Below are 15,798 nucleotides of genomic sequence, written 5' to 3' on the forward strand. Positions count from 1 at the left end.
AAAATGATGAAGGGTGTGACGCACGCAGCGATCGACAACATAGTGTTTCGATCCCGCGCGAGCACCGGAACCATTGCGCAGCAAGCGCAATGCGACTGATCCGCTGAATGTGTTTTGTAACTTGAATACCAAGCTCTTGCTGGCAGAAGTTAAACCATGAACCCGGCCTTTACGAGCACTAGCTCGAGGCCCCAACAAAAGACTCTTAGACCGATTCTGAGTGTTGATGGTAACAACGGCAGTATCTGCCCTAACTGCAACAACTAACTGCGAAAGGCAGGCTGTGCTTAACAGCCTAAATTAGGCGTTACCGGGTAAACCCGGGCAAAAACTGGTACATACGGGTTAACGATTAATATTGACATTTCGGCCCCAAGACAGCCTCTAGGCTCGGGTCGACGACGAAGTTCAATAAGGATCCAACAACCGCTGACGTGAGCAGGATGTAGCACGGCAGTCTATATGGTTGTGCAAAACACAGGAGCGTTGACAGTCGCGTGGGCACGCTGCGCCCAACGAAAAGACTAGGAAACGCATGAAAAGAATGCTTATTAATGCAACCCAACCTGAAGAGTTGCGTGTTGCGCTGGTTGACGGCCAATGGCTGTACGACCTGGACATCGAAAACCGTAATCGTGAGCAAAAAAAGGCCAACATCTACAAAGGCCGCATCACCCGAGTGGAGCCCAGTTTGGAGGCTGCATTCGTCGACTATGGCGCCGAGCGTCATGGCTTTTTGCCCCTCAAAGAAATCTCCCGCGAGTACTTCAGCAAATCCCCTAATGACAGCGAAGGCCGCGTCAAAATTAAAGACGTCGTCAAAGAAGGCACTGAAGTTATTATTCAGGTCGATAAAGAAGAGCGCGGCAACAAAGGCGCCGCCCTTACCACCTTTATCAGTCTCGCCGGGCGCTACCTGGTGCTTATGCCCAACAACCCGCGCGCCGGTGGCATTTCGCGCCGCATTGAAGGCGAGGACCGCGCCGAGCTGCGCGACGCTCTGAGCCAGGTTGAAATCCCCAACGGCATGGGCATTATTATCCGTACCGCCGGCGTTGGCCGTAGCGCAGAAGAACTGCAGTGGGATTTAAACTACCTGCTGCAACTGTGGGAGTCGATTGACAAAGGCGCCAAAGAAGCCAAAGCGCCGGCGTTTTTGTTTCAGGAAAGTAACGTTATTATTCGCGCCATTCGCGACTACCTGCGCCAGGACGTGGGCGAAGTTATCGTCGACAACAAAGAGTCATTCGAGCTTGCCTCTGGGTTTATCCAGCAGGTTATGCCCAACTTTGGCAGCCGGGTAAAGCTCTACGAAGACGATATCCCGTTGTTTAACCGCTACCAAATCGAAAGCCAAATCGAAACGGCTTTCCAGCGCGAAGTAAAACTCCCTTCGGGCGGCTCTATTGTCATCGACGTAACCGAAGCACTGGTATCGATCGACATCAACTCTTCGCGCTCCACCAAAGGTAGCGACATCGAAGAGACCGCCACCCAAACCAACCTGGAAGCGGCCGACGAAATCGCCCGCCAACTGCGCCTGCGCGACATGGGCGGTCTGGTAGTTATCGACTTTATCGATATGCAATCGAGCCGCAACCAGCGCGAAGTCGAAAACCGCATTCGCGATGCACTGGCGATGGACCGCGCCCGAGTCCAAATTGGCCGCATCTCGCGTTTTGGCCTACTGGAAATGTCTCGTCAGCGCCTGCGCCCATCGCTGGGTGAAGTTCACTCAAAAGTGTGCCCTCGCTGTAATGGCCAAGGCACCATTCGCGGCACTCGCTCGCTGGCCCTCTCGATTTTGCGTTTGGTTGAAGACGAAGCGCAAAAAGAGCGCAGCGCCGAGATTCGCGCTATTGCGCCCACCTCGGTTGCGACTTACCTGCTCAACGAAAAACGCAAAACGATTTTCAACATCGAGCAGCGCAACAGCACCCGCGTTGTGGTAGTACCCAACGCCGAGATGACAACGCCGCACTTTGAAGTACAACGCCTGCGCGATGACGACGAAGGCACGCTGGAAACCAGCTACAAAATCGTCGCCTCGGAAGAGCACATAGAGCACGAAACCATTACCGAAGAAGCGCCGGTTAAAGTGCCGCAGCCGCTGGTGAAACCGACCGCACCACTGCAACAAGCCCCCACCCCGGTGGCCAAGCCAGAGCCGGGTTTAATCACCCGCCTGATCAGCTGGCTACAGGAGCTGTTCGAGTCAGACGAGAAAGACGACAAGAACAACAGCAAAGGCAAAGGCCGAAACCAAAACGGTAAAGGCGGCGAGCAACGCAACGATCGCAACCGCTCTTCACAAAATCGCAAGCGCCGCGGTGGCAAACGCCGTAACGGCCCGCGCGACGACGAGCGCGATGCACAACAAGGCAAAAAGCCGCAAAAAGGCCCCGACAACAAGCGTAAAAATAACGAGCCCAAAGAGGACAACTCTGAGTCTCGCAACACCGATACGCGCAGTAAAGACGCCGACAGCAACACCGATAACAACGGCACAAACGAGCGCGGCGAATCACGCGGCGGCCGTGGTCGCCGCGGGCGCAATCGCAACCGCAATCGTAACCGCAGCAACGACGACGCACCGCGCAACCAGCAGCAGGATGACGCCGCGACTAAGCAAAATGTTGCCGCGGACAATGCCGATAACGGCCCGGAAAATGCCGACCAGTCGACCGAGCAGCGCCCACCTAAACGCCCTTCGGGCCGTCGTCGCGGCAACCAGCGCCGTCGTCGCCGTGAAGACGGCGAACAAAGCAACCCGCAAGCGAGCGACGTGCAAGCTAATGCCGGCTCAACATCGGAGCCCACGGATGAGGCCAACACTGCAGCGGGCCATTTGACTGAGGCGGACAAAAAGCCGGCAGCCGAGCGCCAGCAGCGCGAAGACAAAGCGCCAAACGGTGAGCAAAACACTCGTCAAGCTAAAACCAAAAGCCCGGCAGCGGAGCAACGCCCTGCTGGAACAGACATTGATGCCAGCACTCAAGCGGAGCAGCCTAAAGCCCCGCAAGAGCCGCGTAAACCGCAGCAAGAAATCACTGACGAAAAGCCGGCAACTCGCAAAGCGGAGCAGGCAGAAGACAGTGCGGAGCAAGCAAGCCGCCAGGTTAAGCCCACCACCGCCAAACCAGCGGAGCCGGAAGTTGCCCCAAGCCAAGCGGTCGAGCCGCAAAAGGCAGAGCAGCCAGCACCCGCTGCCAACGCTGACTCAGAAAAGACCGCAGAGCAGAGCAAAGCGGAATCTACTGAGCCCGCTGCAGTTGTGACGCCTGCTGCCGAGCAAAGCGAGCCAGAAGCCGGCAGTGAGGCCACCGCAGGCGATACCACCGTTAGCGAAGAAAGCACTAACGAGAAAACCCGCGAGCCGGAAGCCAGTCAGGTTAAGGTAAATAGCACGACAATCACTGCTACTGATGCTGACACGCAAAGCGCCGAAAGTGTCGCGCCAACGCCCGATGCACCAGAAAGCAGTAAGAGCGCCACTGCAGACGCTCCGAAAGCGCCAGCTGCACCGGACGCCGCCAGCTCAAAGGTTGCCATTAGCCGCAAAAACGGCGAGCAGCCAGCGGCTCGCACTTTTAGTCGAGCGGGCAACGATCCGCGGATCGCACCCAAGCCAGTAGCGGCTGTGCGGATTCTTACCGAAACCCGCACTCGCCCACTACCTCGCGCGCTGGACACCAGCCAGCCCTCGCGAGTGGGTCACAACCCGCGCAAGCTTGAGCGTCCAAGTAACGACCCCCGGGTCGCCAAAGGGGCCGCTACGGAGTCCTAAACTCTAACGACCCGAACCGGCGCCCTGCTGGTTCGGGTAATTTTCCCGCAGATTGCACAGCATTCACCCAAGTAACCGAAAAACCTCAACTTTTTCTCTCAGAGCTCTTGCTCAAGCTAAAAACCTATGTATAATCTGCCCCACTTCGGAAGGGTGGCAGAGTGGTTGAATGCACCGGTCTTGAAAACCGGCGTAGGTTAATAGCCTACCCAGGGTTCAAATCCCTGCCCTTCCGCCATACTGAGCTGCTTGCAGCTGTAAAAAAAGCGCCTAACTGGCGCTTTTTTTATGCCTGACTTTACACCAAGGTTTTACCAAACTTACCTTAGGCACCTACCTTTAAAAAGCCCAATCAGCCCCCATAATAAACAGGGAACCAATGCTTCGCTCCCGGCGTCTAACTATCGCCTAAAAGCAACTCTATTACGCTTGCATTGGGCCTTTGTTTTAAACAAGTAAGCTTGTATGATTGAGCACTATCACTTTAGCTTGGAGAGATTAAATGCAACACGTACGCACTGCCGCTAATACGCACATGGGCTCGGCCACACAGGCTGACGCAACAGAAGTAAGCCGTGTTTTGCGCAACACCTATTTGCTGCTGAGCATTACCCTCGCCTTCTCGGCAGTTACCGCCGGTATCGCAATGGCTGTCAACTTAAGCCATGGTGCCGGTTTAATCATGACTCTGGCTGCCATGGGTCTTATTTGGTTTGCGTTGCCGCGCACAGCAAATTCCGCCGCCGGCCTCGGTGTGGTGTTTGCCTTTACCGGTTTAATTGGCGCCGGTTTGGGGCCAATCATTAACCACTACCTGGCCGGCAGTAACGGCTCAACTATTGTCATGCAGGCACTCGGCGGCACCGCCTTTACCTTTTTAGGCCTGTCAGCTTACGCCTTGGTAACCCGCAAAGATTTTAGCTTTATGGGCGGCTTTATCGCCATGGGTATGATGATCATGATCGGCTGCATGCTACTGCTGGTGGGTGCATCCTTATTCGGCTTTCATATGCCAATATTCAGCTTGGTTTTCTCGGCCGGCATCGTACTGTTAATGTCGGCGGTGATCTTGTTTCAAACCAGCGCCATTATTCACGGCGGTGAGCGCAACTACCTGCTGGCCACCACGTCGCTTTATCTGGCGATCATTAATATCTTTACCAGCCTTCTGCACTTGTTGGGCGCGGCAGACGACTAAGCCCAAACCACAAACACCAGCAAAGCCCCGCAAGGGGCTTTCTTTTTAACCATGAAATTCACCCTCGTTATTCTCGGCGCCCCCTACAGTGACAGCGCCAGCCAAACCGCTCTGGCCTTTGCACAGGCCGCACTCGCTAACGGCCACAACATCTATCGGCTTTTTTTCTATGCCGACGGCATACACAATGCCACGCGCTTAGCCGCACCGCCGCAAGATGAGCACGACCTACCCGCCAGCTGGCAGCAGCTTATAGAACAACATCAGCTCGACGCTGTAGTGTGTATTGCCGCCGCGTTGCGCCGGGGTTTACTGGACGCCACAGAAGCAGAACGCTACCAAAAAGGCAGCGACAATATCGCTCAGGGCTTTGAGCTAAGCGGTTTAGGCCAGCTTATTGAGGCCAGTGCCGCATCAGATCGCGTACTGACGTTTGGCCCCTAATGAAATCAATTTTGTGTATTAGCCGTCACGCGCCATACCGCAGCGCACTCGCACGCGAAGCGTTAGAGGCTGTGTTAGCCGCCGCTGCGTTTGATCAGCCCGTGAGCCTACTGTTGCTCGACGAAGGCCTTTGGCAGCTCACCCAAGGACAACAACCTGAAGCCGGCAAGCAAAAAAACCTGGCCCGCAATTTAAGCGCGCTAGAAATGTTTGGCGTCGAGACCGTTTACGCGCACCTCGGCTCGGCAGAGGAGCGCGGGTTAAGCACCACAGCACTTTGCATTGAGACGGTTCAGTGGTTAAATGACGAGCAAGTCCGGCAATTAATCGCCCAGCAGGATCACCTACTAAGTTTTTAATGAGCACTTTACACACCATCAATAAGTCGCCCTTTAGTGACCAATCGCTACACTCGTGCCTAAAAATCTGCTCGAGCGGAGACAGCGTTTTACTCATCGAAGACGGCACCTACGGCGCTTTGCATTCGGCTCCTACGTTTACATTACTGGCCGGCGCTATCGCCCGTGGCATTAACGTATACGCTCTGGAGAGCGACTTGCAGGCGCGAGGGCTGCGCTCGCACGTAGCACAAGATATCGCGATAGCCGACTACCCTGCGTTTGTAGCGTTAAGCTGCCAGCACACCACCGTTCAAAGCTGGTACTAAACATGAGCAGTGCAACCACAAACCTCAGTTTGCCGGCGGTTGATAAAGACGGTTACTTAATAAACCGACAGGATTGGACCCCAGAAGTCGCCCAAGCACTTGCCGCCGCCGAGCACATAAACCTAAGCGATGCTCACTGGGAAATGATCGAGTTAGTGCAGGCATTTTATCGTGAGTTTGAGCTATCACCCGCCAGCCGCGCTTTAGTGCGCTACACCCAGCAACGATTGGGTAAAGAGAAAGGCCGCAGCATTTATTTAATGGGGTTGTTTCCGCCTCACCCCGCCTTACTGGTTAATAAAATTGCCGGGCTGCCGCGCCCGGCTAACTGCTTTTAAACTAACCTTCCGGCTCATTATTGGCATCTGGTTTTTGCTTGCCATATTGCCGTGTCAAAGCGACCACAACCCCAGACAACATAAACAGTGCGATTAGGTTAGGGATAGCCATCAACGCGTTTAATATATCGGCCACGATCCACACCAGAGACAAATTGGCCATGGCACCCACGCCTATCGCCAGCACCCAGGCGACCCGAAATGGGGTAATCGCTTTTGTGCCCCACAGGTACTGAGCGCAGCGCTCGCCGTAGTAACTCCAGCCAAGCATCGTGGTAAACGCAAATAACGCGATCGCCAAGCTAATAAACAACTCGCCAAACGGCAGCACACTGGCAAAAGCCGCCTGCGACATCAAGGCGCCTTTGGCCTCACCCTGCCAGCTACCGCTGGCAACAATAGCGATACCGGTAATAGAGCAAACCACCAAGGTATCGATAAAAGTGCCCAGCATCGCGATCATGCCCTGACGCACCGGGTTATTGGTAGCAGCCGCGGCATGGGCGATAGGCGCACTCCCCAGGCCCGCCTCGTTGGAGAACACCCCGCGGGCGACACCAAACTGAATGGCCATAGCGACCCCGGCCCCGGCAAAACCACCCGCGGCAGCCTGGCCGTTAAACGCACTATCAAAGATCAAGCCCAAGGCGCCAGGCACGGCATCGGCATGCATGGCAATAACAGCCAAGCCGCACACAATATAAGCCACGCCCATAAACGGCACCAAACGTCCCGCCACCTGCGCTATACGTTTTACGCCGCCCAATAACACAGCCGCCACCAGCGCCATAAGCACCAATCCGGTTGCCAGCTTGGGGATGGACAAATCGCCATACAGCGCATCGGCAACCGAGTGAGCCTGCACGGTATTGCCGATACCAAAACCCGCCGCACAACCAAATATAGCGAACAATGTACCCAGCCACGCCCAGCGTGCGCCCAGGCCATTTTTAATGTAATACATGGGTCCGCCAACGCTTCGGCCGTTGGAGTCTTTTTCACGGTAGTGAACCGCACACACGGCCTCGGCATACTTAGTGGCCATACCCACCAAAGCGCTACACCACATCCAAAATAACGCCCCCGGGCCGCCCAGGCCGATGGCTGTGGCAACCCCAACAATATTACCGGTGCCAATCGTTGCAGCCAGCGCTGTCATCAACGCATTAAAGGGGCTGACATCCCCTGTACCCTGTTTACGGCGCCCTTGCCATAACAAGGCAAAGCCCGTACCCAGGCGCCGCAGCGGGAAGCCTTTTAGCCGCAGCATTAAGAATACGCCGGTACCCACCAACAGCAGCAACATTAGCGGCCCCCATACGACGCCGCTAATGCCATTTAATACACTGTGTAACTCATCCATGGTACTCGCCTCTTGGGGAAACCGTTTATGACTAAAACTGCCCGTTTATAGCGCTGCACCCGATAGCGCCGCTCGCTCAGGGTATACACCAAAAACACCGCCGGTATGTACAAACACCAGATCGCGTGCGGCAATATGGCCTAACTGCAGCTCTTTAAGCATTCCATAAAAAGCCTTAGCGGTATAGACCGGGTCCAGCACCACGCCAGAGTTACGCGCTACACTCGCGATCGTCTCAAACACCTCCGGGTAAGCTTGCGCATAGCCTGGGCCGATATAGTCATCGACGAGGCTAAAGTTTGTAGGCGCAGGTAAGTCTGCTTGCGGGTAGCGCGCACGGCACTCCGTTAAATCCTCGTGAACACGGCGGTAAAAGTACTCCGCATCATCACACACAGCCACACCAAGCACCTGGGCACCGGGGCAAAACAGCGATAAACCAGCCGCCAAACCGGCCAGTGTGCCTCCAGAGCCCGCGGCACAAACCACCAAGGGCGCGGTAATACCGTGTTCGGCGAATTGCCCGGCAAGCTCTTCGGCCGCCGCAATATACCCCCAGACACCCACGCCATCGCTGGCACCGGTGGGTATCACATAAGGCTTGCGCCCCGCCGCACGCTGGCGATCGGCGGCGTCTTGCAGTAACTGTGGCAAATGATGCTGAAATTTACGCACCGGGTGATAACCTATGCTGGCACCCGCCAGCTGGCTCAACAGCAAGTTGCCGTCAGCCGCTGGCGGCTCGTCACCGCGCAGCACTAATTCACAGCCAAAGCCAAGCTCGGCCGCCAGCAGTGCCGTCGCCCGGCAGTGGTTAGACTGTAATCCGCCACAGGTAATCAGGGTATCGGCACCCTGCGCTTGCGCCTCGGCAAGCACAAACTCTAATTTGCGTATTTTATTGCCGCTTAACAAGCAGCCCGTAAGGTCGTCGCGTTTGCACCAGAGGCGGTGCTCGCCAACGTCGGGGAAAGAGAGGGGTTGTAATGGGGTGGGAAGCTGGGCCAGTGAGAGCCGATCGGGGTACGCTAAGCCTTTAGGCATGGTGCTCTCCGTTGCTAAACGACACTACTGGCCACTGTACTACAATGCGGTCATCCCTTAAATGGACTTAACCGTGCCTTTGGGCAATACCGCATGAACCGCCGACTTTTGAAACTTAAGCTCGATGTTAGCGCCAGTTTCCAAAACGATGTAATTCTCGTCAACTTTAAGGATTTTACCCAGCATGCCGCTGGTTAACAAAACTTCATCACCTTTCTTTAAGCTTGAAACCAAGTTTTGGTGTTCTTTTTGGCGCTTGCGCTGCGGACGAATAATCAACAGGTACATAAATAAAAACAGACCGCCAAACATCAACAAATTGACATACATTGGCGCGCCCTGCGGAGCTGCCTGACCTTGTGCCCAAGCGGACTGAACAAAGAAACCCATAGGTAAAACCTCATTAGCTTAAAAGAGGCGTAACTCTACCGTGTTTGGCGGATTTTGCCAACGCCGGTAACGCACCTACGGCAGTAAATCAGAGGGTAAGGGCTACCGGCTGGGCAGCCCTAAACAGGAAGGTTAGGCGTAATCGCGAAACAGCTTACGAAATACGCTGGGCGACAAGTTGGTCCAGCGCTTAAAAGCATTGGTAAAACTGGTGCGATCTGAGAAGTCCAGTGACGAAGAAACCGAGTCGACACTCATATGATCATCAATCAGGTACTTAATCGCGTAGTGAAAACGCAGGCTATCGCGCAACTGAGCAAAACTTGCGCCCTGCTGCTGCAGGCGCCGTTGCAACGTGCGCTTGGAGAGATTTAAATCGTCCGCAATATGCTCGATGGCCATAGGCGCATGGCCTACCCGCTTTTGCAGCGCTTCCAGCACTCGATCTGACACACCTTCAACCTCTGGCAGCTTGGCCAGTACGACATATTCATGGTACGAGCGGATTCCGGATCGGGAAAATCCGTCCTCATCGGTGACCTGTGGGTTAAGTCGTTGTAGCTGAATCATTGGGCTCTCCTTGTGCCGGGCCTTGGTTAGCGTCTACCTTTAACGACGCTGTTAATCGGCAGACAATAATATAATGGGTGGCAGCAGTGCTGGCAATGTGTTTACCCGTTAGTTTAAGATCCCTATGGCGCTGAAACAGGCGCCAATAGAAAATTCTGCTATAAGGGGCATTCACTCACGCTGGCGTCTGCCTACGAGCCCAGATTATAGGCCATCTGGCGTATTTTTATTAACACATTCGCGATTAACGAGTGAATTCTTGCGCCGAGTCACACATTGCTGGTCGATGCCGCCAAGGTTTAAGCGCTTTCGAGTTCAGCTAGATACGCCAGCACATCTTGATCGTGTGTCTTGGTTTTGACCTTGTCAAAGATATGAGTCAAGCGCCCTTCTTTATTTATAAAGAACGTGGTGCGCAAAATGCCCATATACTCGCGCCCCATAAATTTCTTTAACCCCCAGGCCCCGTATTTATCGGCCACGGCATGGTCCTCATCGGACAACAGGGTAAAGTTAAGCTCGTGCTTATCGACAAACTTTGCCAAGCGAGCCACCGGGTCGGGGCTAACCGCCAAAACCACGGCATCAAGCTTGTCTAAGTCAGCCTGCGCGTCGCGCAACCCACAAGCCTGAGTGGTACAGCCAGGCGTCATTGCCTTGGGGTAAAAGTACAACACCACATTTTTTTCGTCGCGAAAATCTTTTAGGCTGACTTTATCGCCGTTTTGATCCTGCAGAGAAAATGCAGGGGCTAAATTGCCCAATTTTGGAAAGCTCATAAAACACTCCTTTTGTGTAAACAGCTACGGAGAAAATTAAGTATCGTCATCGGCTTGCGCTGAAGGGTCAGTCAACGCTTCGTCCACCGCCACCATAGAAAACAAAGCAGCTTTTTCGGTAGCGGTAACCAGCGGCGCATCCTGCTCCTGCTCCCCGCGAACCGCTGGGGCAACAACACAATTACGCCCTTGCTCTTTAGCAAGATACAATTGATCATCAGCGAGCGCGACAAGCTCAGCCGGCAGCATTGTCTGTCTGTCGGTAAGGCTGATAACCCCTGAACTCAATGTAGCCTTGACTTGTTCGCCCGAGGGCAACTCAAACACGGACTCTGCGATAACAGCCCGCACCCGCTCGGCAACTGCAACGGCCTGAGCCAAACTCGTGCCGGGTAACACTACGGCAAACTCCTCGCCACCATAGCGACAGGCGATATCAAGCTTGCGCAATTGCGAATCTATAATGCGGGCCACGCTCTGTAAAATGCGATTACCCGCTTCGTGCCCGTAGCGATCATTCATGGCTTTAAAATGATCCAGGTCACACAAGATTAACGCCATTGGCGATCCGCTACGTCGCACCCGCTCCATCTCTTGGTTTAAAACCACATCAAAATGGCGGTAATTAAATAAACCGGTTAACGCATCGGTTAGGGCATCCTGTTTTAAGCGTGCGACATCATCCCGCAGCCGCGCCAATTCATCGCGGTAAGCGCAGTTAGACTCGATAGCATCACAAAGTGACGCACGTTGGTCTGCATCCGACAAAAATGACTCCTGCTGCCCGTTAGTCGCGGTAGAGTTTGGTGAGGTCGGCGTAGGCATCAATACGTCGATCGCGTAAAAATGGCCAGATACGGCGCACGTGTTCAGAGCGCTGCATATCGACTGCTACCACACTGGTTTTTGCCTCTGCGCCAAGTTCTAGCAGCAGCTCGCCCTGGGGGCCAGCGACAAAGGTATTGCCCCAAAACTGAATGCCGGCACCACCGTCCGGGTCGGCCTCGTGGCCAACGCGGTTTACACTAATAACCGGCACGCCATTGGCAACCGCGTGGGCTCGCTGAACAGTGACCCAGGCATCGCGCTGGCGTACCTGTTCGGCGTTATCGTCGTTTGGATCCCAGCCGATAGCCGTCGGGTAAATAAGCAGCTCGGCACCAGCCATGGCCATTAAACGCGCGGCCTCGGGAAACCACTGATCCCAGCAAACCAATACCCCTAGGCGCCCCACCGAGGTATTAATAGGCGTAAAGCCTAAATCACCCGGGGTAAAATAAAACTTCTCGTAAAAACCCGGATCGTCAGGAATGTGCATCTTGCGATAGACCCCGGCAATTGTACCGTCGGTTTCGAGTACCACAGCAGTGTTGTGATATAAACCTGTCGCACGCTTTTCAAATAAAGAGGCAACGATAACAATGCCCAGCTCTTTCGCCAGAGCCCCTAATGAGTCAGTGCTAGGCCCCGGAATCGTTTCGGCTAACTCAAACTCGTCGACGTCTTCGCGCTGGCAAAAATACAAGCCGCGATGCAGCTCCTGCAACACCACCAGTTGCGCACCTTGTGCAGCGGCCTCACGGATCGCCGCGACACTCGTTGCAAGGTTAGCGGCAAGATCGTCACTACAGGCGTGCTGCGCCACGCCGACGTTAAGTACTGTCATGCTACAACCCCCTCAGGTAACTGCATGGTGATACAGTGCAAACTGCCGTGTTGCTCAATCAACACACGGCAATCAATACCTACCACCTCATAGCCCGGAAAAGCCTCGGCCACCGTGCGCAATGCAAGCGCATCTGACGGGTCTTGGTAGGTAGGGACTAAAACCGCACCGTTTAAAATTAAAAAGTTGGCGTACGTGGCTGGCAAGCGCTCGCCATCGGCGGAGTAAACCGGCTGCGGCCAAGGCAATTCAAAAAGCTCGTAGGGCTTCCCGCTTGCGCTGCGAAATTCATGCAGCTCGGCTTTCATTTTGGCCAATGCCTGATAGTGAACATCCTCCGGGTCGGGGCAGCCAACATAAACAATACGATTGTTGGGACATAACCTCGCCAATGTGTCTATATGACTATCGGTATCATCGCCCTGTAAAAAACCAGAGCCCAACCAGTTGATTGTGGTCACCCCAAAATAACACCGCAACACCTGCTCAACTTCTCCCTGATCGACAACACCATTGCGATTTGGGTTCAGCAAGCACTCGCGAGTAGCCATTAAAGTACCCTCGCCGTCAGCCTCAATCGCCCCGCCCTCTAAAACAAAATCTACCGTCTCAAGAGGTGCCATAAAAGCACCGGCGCGAGCTAACGTGCCAGAGATGGCGTTATCGAGAGAGGCATCGAATTTTCCGCCCCAGCCGTTAAACTGAAAATCCAGCAGTTTAACGCAGGCATCGCTCGCAACGGTGATAGGACCGTGATCCCGGGCCCAGGTGTCATCGCTATCGACCTCATAGACACTGACTAAATGTTGCGGCACACCGCGTTTAGCAAGCATATCGACAATAGCGTTATGACTGGAGGCCGGAGCCGCTATCAGTAGGCGGCTATAGCGGCAGATGTGCCAGGCAAGCTCGGCATAAACCTGATTAACAGAAGGTAACAGGGGCTGCCAGTCAGTGGCCTCGTGCGGCCAGCTAAGCATCACAGCCGCTTGCGGCTCCCACTCGGCCATTAGACGATATAGACTCATTCTGCTCTCTTACGTGATGCGCCTGGGCGCGATGACGGGTAGGTACCAGCCGCTCTGAGCGGGGCTGGCAATACAGCTGCGAATAGTAAAAGTAATTAATCCCCCGGGCAACCGCCAAACACAATGCCAACTGCCTGTGCCAGCACGCTAGTAGACGCGCTCCTGGGCGGGCATTACGTGCTTTTCAGGTGTGGCTTTAGGCTCTGCTAAAAGTGCTTTAGCCTCGGTAGCGCCCGCAAGCACTACCAGCGCTAACGCCCGCCGGTCCAGCCCCGCGGTTGCATCAGAGCTTATCACCTCCAGGTTAATGTAATACTTACCGGGACGTTCAGCCCGCACATCCAGAGCAATGGCCATAGACTCAGAAGAGCCTGCACTACTCACGGTTTGCTGCAACGAACCGGCAACAACTGACAAGCCCGCATCTGGCGTAATACTCACCTGAAAACTGGTATCCGACAAAGCGCTAGCAAGTGATAAATCCACTCGTGTGGTAACCCCTACATCCACTCGCTGGCGCGGATGGAGCAGCGTTACAGGCAGCGCTGGCTTACCACCGACTGAATCACTTTTCGGTGAATGGAGCACCTCTGCCCATACAGCAGAACTGCCAGCTCCGCCGGCATCGCCCGAACCATGGCAGGCGGTTAGCAGCCACGCAAAGCACAATATAAACGCTAGCTTAATCATGACAACTCCCTCAAAGTGACGTTAGCGAGACATTAAAACACGCTGGGCGATAATTTGCCGTTTGCGCATCGCGGTGGCGCTCGTAATCGCTGACAGCAATCGCATAGCTCTCGCCTGCCTGCAAATCAAGTGCAAGCGACTCGGCATCCGCCTCCGCACTCAAGCCAACCCAGCGATTGTTGTCGCCATTTACGATCACATCAGGATCGGTTTGCGCCGCACGAGCACCATTATTTTCAACCAACAAGCGATATTGCCCGGACACAAACACAGTCGTTTTTAAAAACTTATGCACGCCCAGTTTATTTTGCTGACCGTTTTTTTGCGAGCTACACACAACCGCGCTACCGCCTGCCACCAAATTGACATACACAGGTAACACACCTTGCGTACTGCCATTATTCGTCTCGCCCGCGCCGTAAGCATCGCGACTGCCGATAAGCTGCTCGCTCATCAAATTATCTAATTCATTAAATGCCAGCGGGTCTTTCTCGGCCAGGATATCGGCAAAACTAAACATGCTGGTAAAGGCGGGAATGGACTGATAGCGGCTGTCACTAAACACCGAGTAAATAGCGTCAAAAGCGCCAAACTCCGCAAGGTGATAAAAAATCGATTGAATCGACGACTCGCTATACCAGCCGCGAACCGCTGGATTTTTTAAACTCACATCAAAGCCTGCCGAACGAGCCTGCGCCACCCCAAAGGTATCCCGGTACTCCGGGTCAGCCAATACATAGGCCGAAAAACCATTGGCAAATCCCTCAGAGTAAGCCACCCGCATGTCGAGCCTCTCGACAATAGAATGATCACCGCCAATAGAATCGGAGCGCCCGCCTAACTGCACTTCAATAAAATGCCCCCACTCATGGGCAATAACGTGGGCATCGTACTCATCGCTATCGACCCCGGCCTGCCCCAACACATAAACCGCAACGCCGTCGTAAAAACTGGTGCCAATATCGCCATCGGCATAATCACCAGCGGCCACGGTATTATTCTCTGACCAGCGGAAAACACTCAGAGGCAGAGACAGGTTTGAATCTACCTCAGCCAGTGTTTGTAGCGAACGATAAGCTGTGTCGAGTATTGCAAACGGCGCCGCCGCCCGCTGCTGAGTGTATTGGCCGCCTCCCCAGCCAGAAGCCGCGTGTAAATCGCGCACCGAGTCGGCCTCACCGCTGTTACGCAGCTCGCCCTCAAGCACATAAAGCGCGTTATTCCCCGTGTTATCTTCAACGCGAATTTCCCAGCGCTGTGCGTTATCGGCGTAGCTATAGGCCTCGACCTGAACTTTAACCTCACGGTTACGGGGTGACACCAGCGTGTAGTGCCCTTGCTCATCAGTTTGCGCAGACGCGACAAGTGCGCCACTGTTGTCGATCAAATTAACTTTTGCCTGGCGCACGGGCTTGGGGGTCGTGGCGCTATAATCCAACCCTTGCGCCCTACTGACGGGAACAAAGTCGTAGCTCACCGAGCCACTGATATAAACCGAATTAATCGCCGAGCTGGTACTGCTTGCCGCACTACTGACAGACGATGACGAAGCGCCGGCGCCGCCTGAACTGCCCGCGCCACCACAAGCGGTTAACATCAGCGAGCTAATAACAAGGAGCCACGCGCCTACCCATAGCGGCCAGCGAATCCGATAAAATGCTCCCGCACGTCTAGCCGCAAGGATTTTCAGGGTCATTTAGATACCAGCCATTACTAAGCTCCCCACCGCTCCAGACAAAGCCTGTGAAGCCATAAAAGTGAAGCGCCAAGCTTAACGAAATTCCACCCGCTGTGCGACCACACGTCTCACCGCTATAACAGGCGCTGTTTTCTC

Annotated in this window: 16 protein-coding genes and 1 tRNA gene; 7 read left to right on the plus strand and 10 right to left on the minus strand. The window is 54.5% G+C overall.

Features of this window, described 5'->3' with window-relative positions:
• Positions 1-535: 535 nt before the first annotated feature.
• The 7 genes from rne to AAC019_RS02275 all read left to right on the plus strand — a co-directional run bounded on the left by rne (position 536) and on the right by AAC019_RS02275 (position 6,434).
• Positions 536-3,787, plus strand: a complete 3,252-nt coding sequence (gene rne / locus AAC019_RS02245; protein ID WP_339896932.1) for a ribonuclease E — start codon at positions 536-538, stop codon at positions 3,785-3,787.
• 147 nt (positions 3,788-3,934) lie between these two features.
• Positions 3,935-4,025, plus strand: a tRNA-Ser gene (locus AAC019_RS02250).
• Between the two features lie 297 nt (positions 4,026-4,322).
• The gene (locus tag AAC019_RS02255; RefSeq protein ID WP_339897110.1) at positions 4,323-4,985 is read left to right on the plus strand and encodes a Bax inhibitor-1 family protein; all 663 of its coding nucleotides are present in this window, start codon (positions 4,323-4,325) and stop codon (positions 4,983-4,985) included.
• Positions 4,986-5,036: 51 nt separating this feature from the next.
• Positions 5,037-5,429 (plus strand): sulfurtransferase complex subunit TusD, encoded by a 393-nt coding sequence (tusD, locus tag AAC019_RS02260; protein WP_339896933.1) that lies wholly within the window; start codon positions 5,037-5,039, stop codon positions 5,427-5,429.
• On the plus strand, positions 5,429-5,788 hold the full coding sequence (tusC, locus tag AAC019_RS02265; protein ID WP_339896934.1) for a sulfurtransferase complex subunit TusC: 360 nt from the start codon (positions 5,429-5,431) through the stop codon (positions 5,786-5,788). Before tusD ends, tusC begins: the two co-directional genes overlap by 1 nt.
• Complete coding sequence (gene tusB / locus AAC019_RS02270; protein WP_339896935.1) at positions 5,788-6,096, plus strand: sulfurtransferase complex subunit TusB; 309 nt, start codon at positions 5,788-5,790, stop codon at positions 6,094-6,096. The genes tusC and tusB overlap by 1 nt, the downstream gene beginning before the upstream one ends.
• Positions 6,097-6,098: 2 nt before the next feature.
• On the plus strand, positions 6,099-6,434 hold the full coding sequence (locus tag AAC019_RS02275; protein WP_339896936.1) for a TusE/DsrC/DsvC family sulfur relay protein: 336 nt from the start codon (positions 6,099-6,101) through the stop codon (positions 6,432-6,434).
• Between the two features lies 1 nt (position 6,435).
• Here the strand turns inward: AAC019_RS02275 and AAC019_RS02280 are convergent, their stop codons facing one another.
• From AAC019_RS02280 to AAC019_RS02325, 10 genes are all read right to left on the minus strand, one after another.
• The gene (locus tag AAC019_RS02280) at positions 6,436-7,797 is read right to left on the minus strand and encodes a sodium:alanine symporter family protein (RefSeq protein ID WP_339896937.1); all 1,362 of its coding nucleotides are present in this window, start codon (positions 7,795-7,797) and stop codon (positions 6,436-6,438) included.
• 45 nt (positions 7,798-7,842) lie between these two features.
• A complete protein-coding gene (locus AAC019_RS02285; protein WP_339896938.1) occupies positions 7,843-8,841 on the minus strand; it encodes a D-cysteine desulfhydrase family protein in 999 nt (332 codons plus the stop codon).
• Between the two features lie 57 nt (positions 8,842-8,898).
• Entirely contained in the window at positions 8,899-9,231 is a 333-nt protein-coding gene (gene yajC, locus AAC019_RS02290) for a preprotein translocase subunit YajC (protein WP_339896939.1), read from the minus strand.
• A 132-nt stretch (positions 9,232-9,363) separates the two neighbouring features.
• The gene (locus AAC019_RS02295) at positions 9,364-9,801 is read right to left on the minus strand and encodes a helix-turn-helix domain-containing protein (protein ID WP_339896940.1); all 438 of its coding nucleotides are present in this window, start codon (positions 9,799-9,801) and stop codon (positions 9,364-9,366) included.
• Positions 9,802-10,100: 299 nt separating this feature from the next.
• Positions 10,101-10,580 (minus strand): thioredoxin-dependent thiol peroxidase, encoded by a 480-nt coding sequence (gene bcp / locus AAC019_RS02300; RefSeq protein ID WP_339896941.1) that lies wholly within the window; start codon positions 10,578-10,580, stop codon positions 10,101-10,103.
• Between the two features lie 36 nt (positions 10,581-10,616).
• Positions 10,617-11,348 carry a GGDEF domain-containing protein gene (locus AAC019_RS02305; protein ID WP_339896942.1) on the minus strand — a complete coding sequence of 244 codons (732 nt, stop codon included), beginning with the start codon at positions 11,346-11,348 and terminating at the stop codon, positions 10,617-10,619.
• Between the two features lie 19 nt (positions 11,349-11,367).
• Positions 11,368-12,246 carry a carbon-nitrogen hydrolase gene (locus AAC019_RS02310; protein WP_339896943.1) on the minus strand — a complete coding sequence of 293 codons (879 nt, stop codon included), beginning with the start codon at positions 12,244-12,246 and terminating at the stop codon, positions 11,368-11,370.
• Positions 12,243-13,274 (minus strand): agmatine deiminase family protein, encoded by a 1,032-nt coding sequence (locus tag AAC019_RS02315; protein WP_339896944.1) that lies wholly within the window; start codon positions 13,272-13,274, stop codon positions 12,243-12,245. The genes AAC019_RS02310 and AAC019_RS02315 overlap by 4 nt, the downstream gene beginning before the upstream one ends.
• A gap of 147 nt (positions 13,275-13,421) precedes the next feature.
• On the minus strand, positions 13,422-13,964 hold the full coding sequence (locus AAC019_RS02320) for a hypothetical protein (RefSeq protein ID WP_339896945.1): 543 nt from the start codon (positions 13,962-13,964) through the stop codon (positions 13,422-13,424).
• Positions 13,965-13,974: 10 nt separating this feature from the next.
• Positions 13,975-15,660 (minus strand): hypothetical protein, encoded by a 1,686-nt coding sequence (locus tag AAC019_RS02325; protein ID WP_339896946.1) that lies wholly within the window; start codon positions 15,658-15,660, stop codon positions 13,975-13,977.
• Positions 15,661-15,798 lie beyond the last annotated feature (138 nt).

This window comes from uncultured Gilvimarinus sp., from assembly GCF_963975215.1.
Taxonomy (GTDB): Bacteria; Pseudomonadota; Gammaproteobacteria; order Pseudomonadales; family Cellvibrionaceae; genus Gilvimarinus.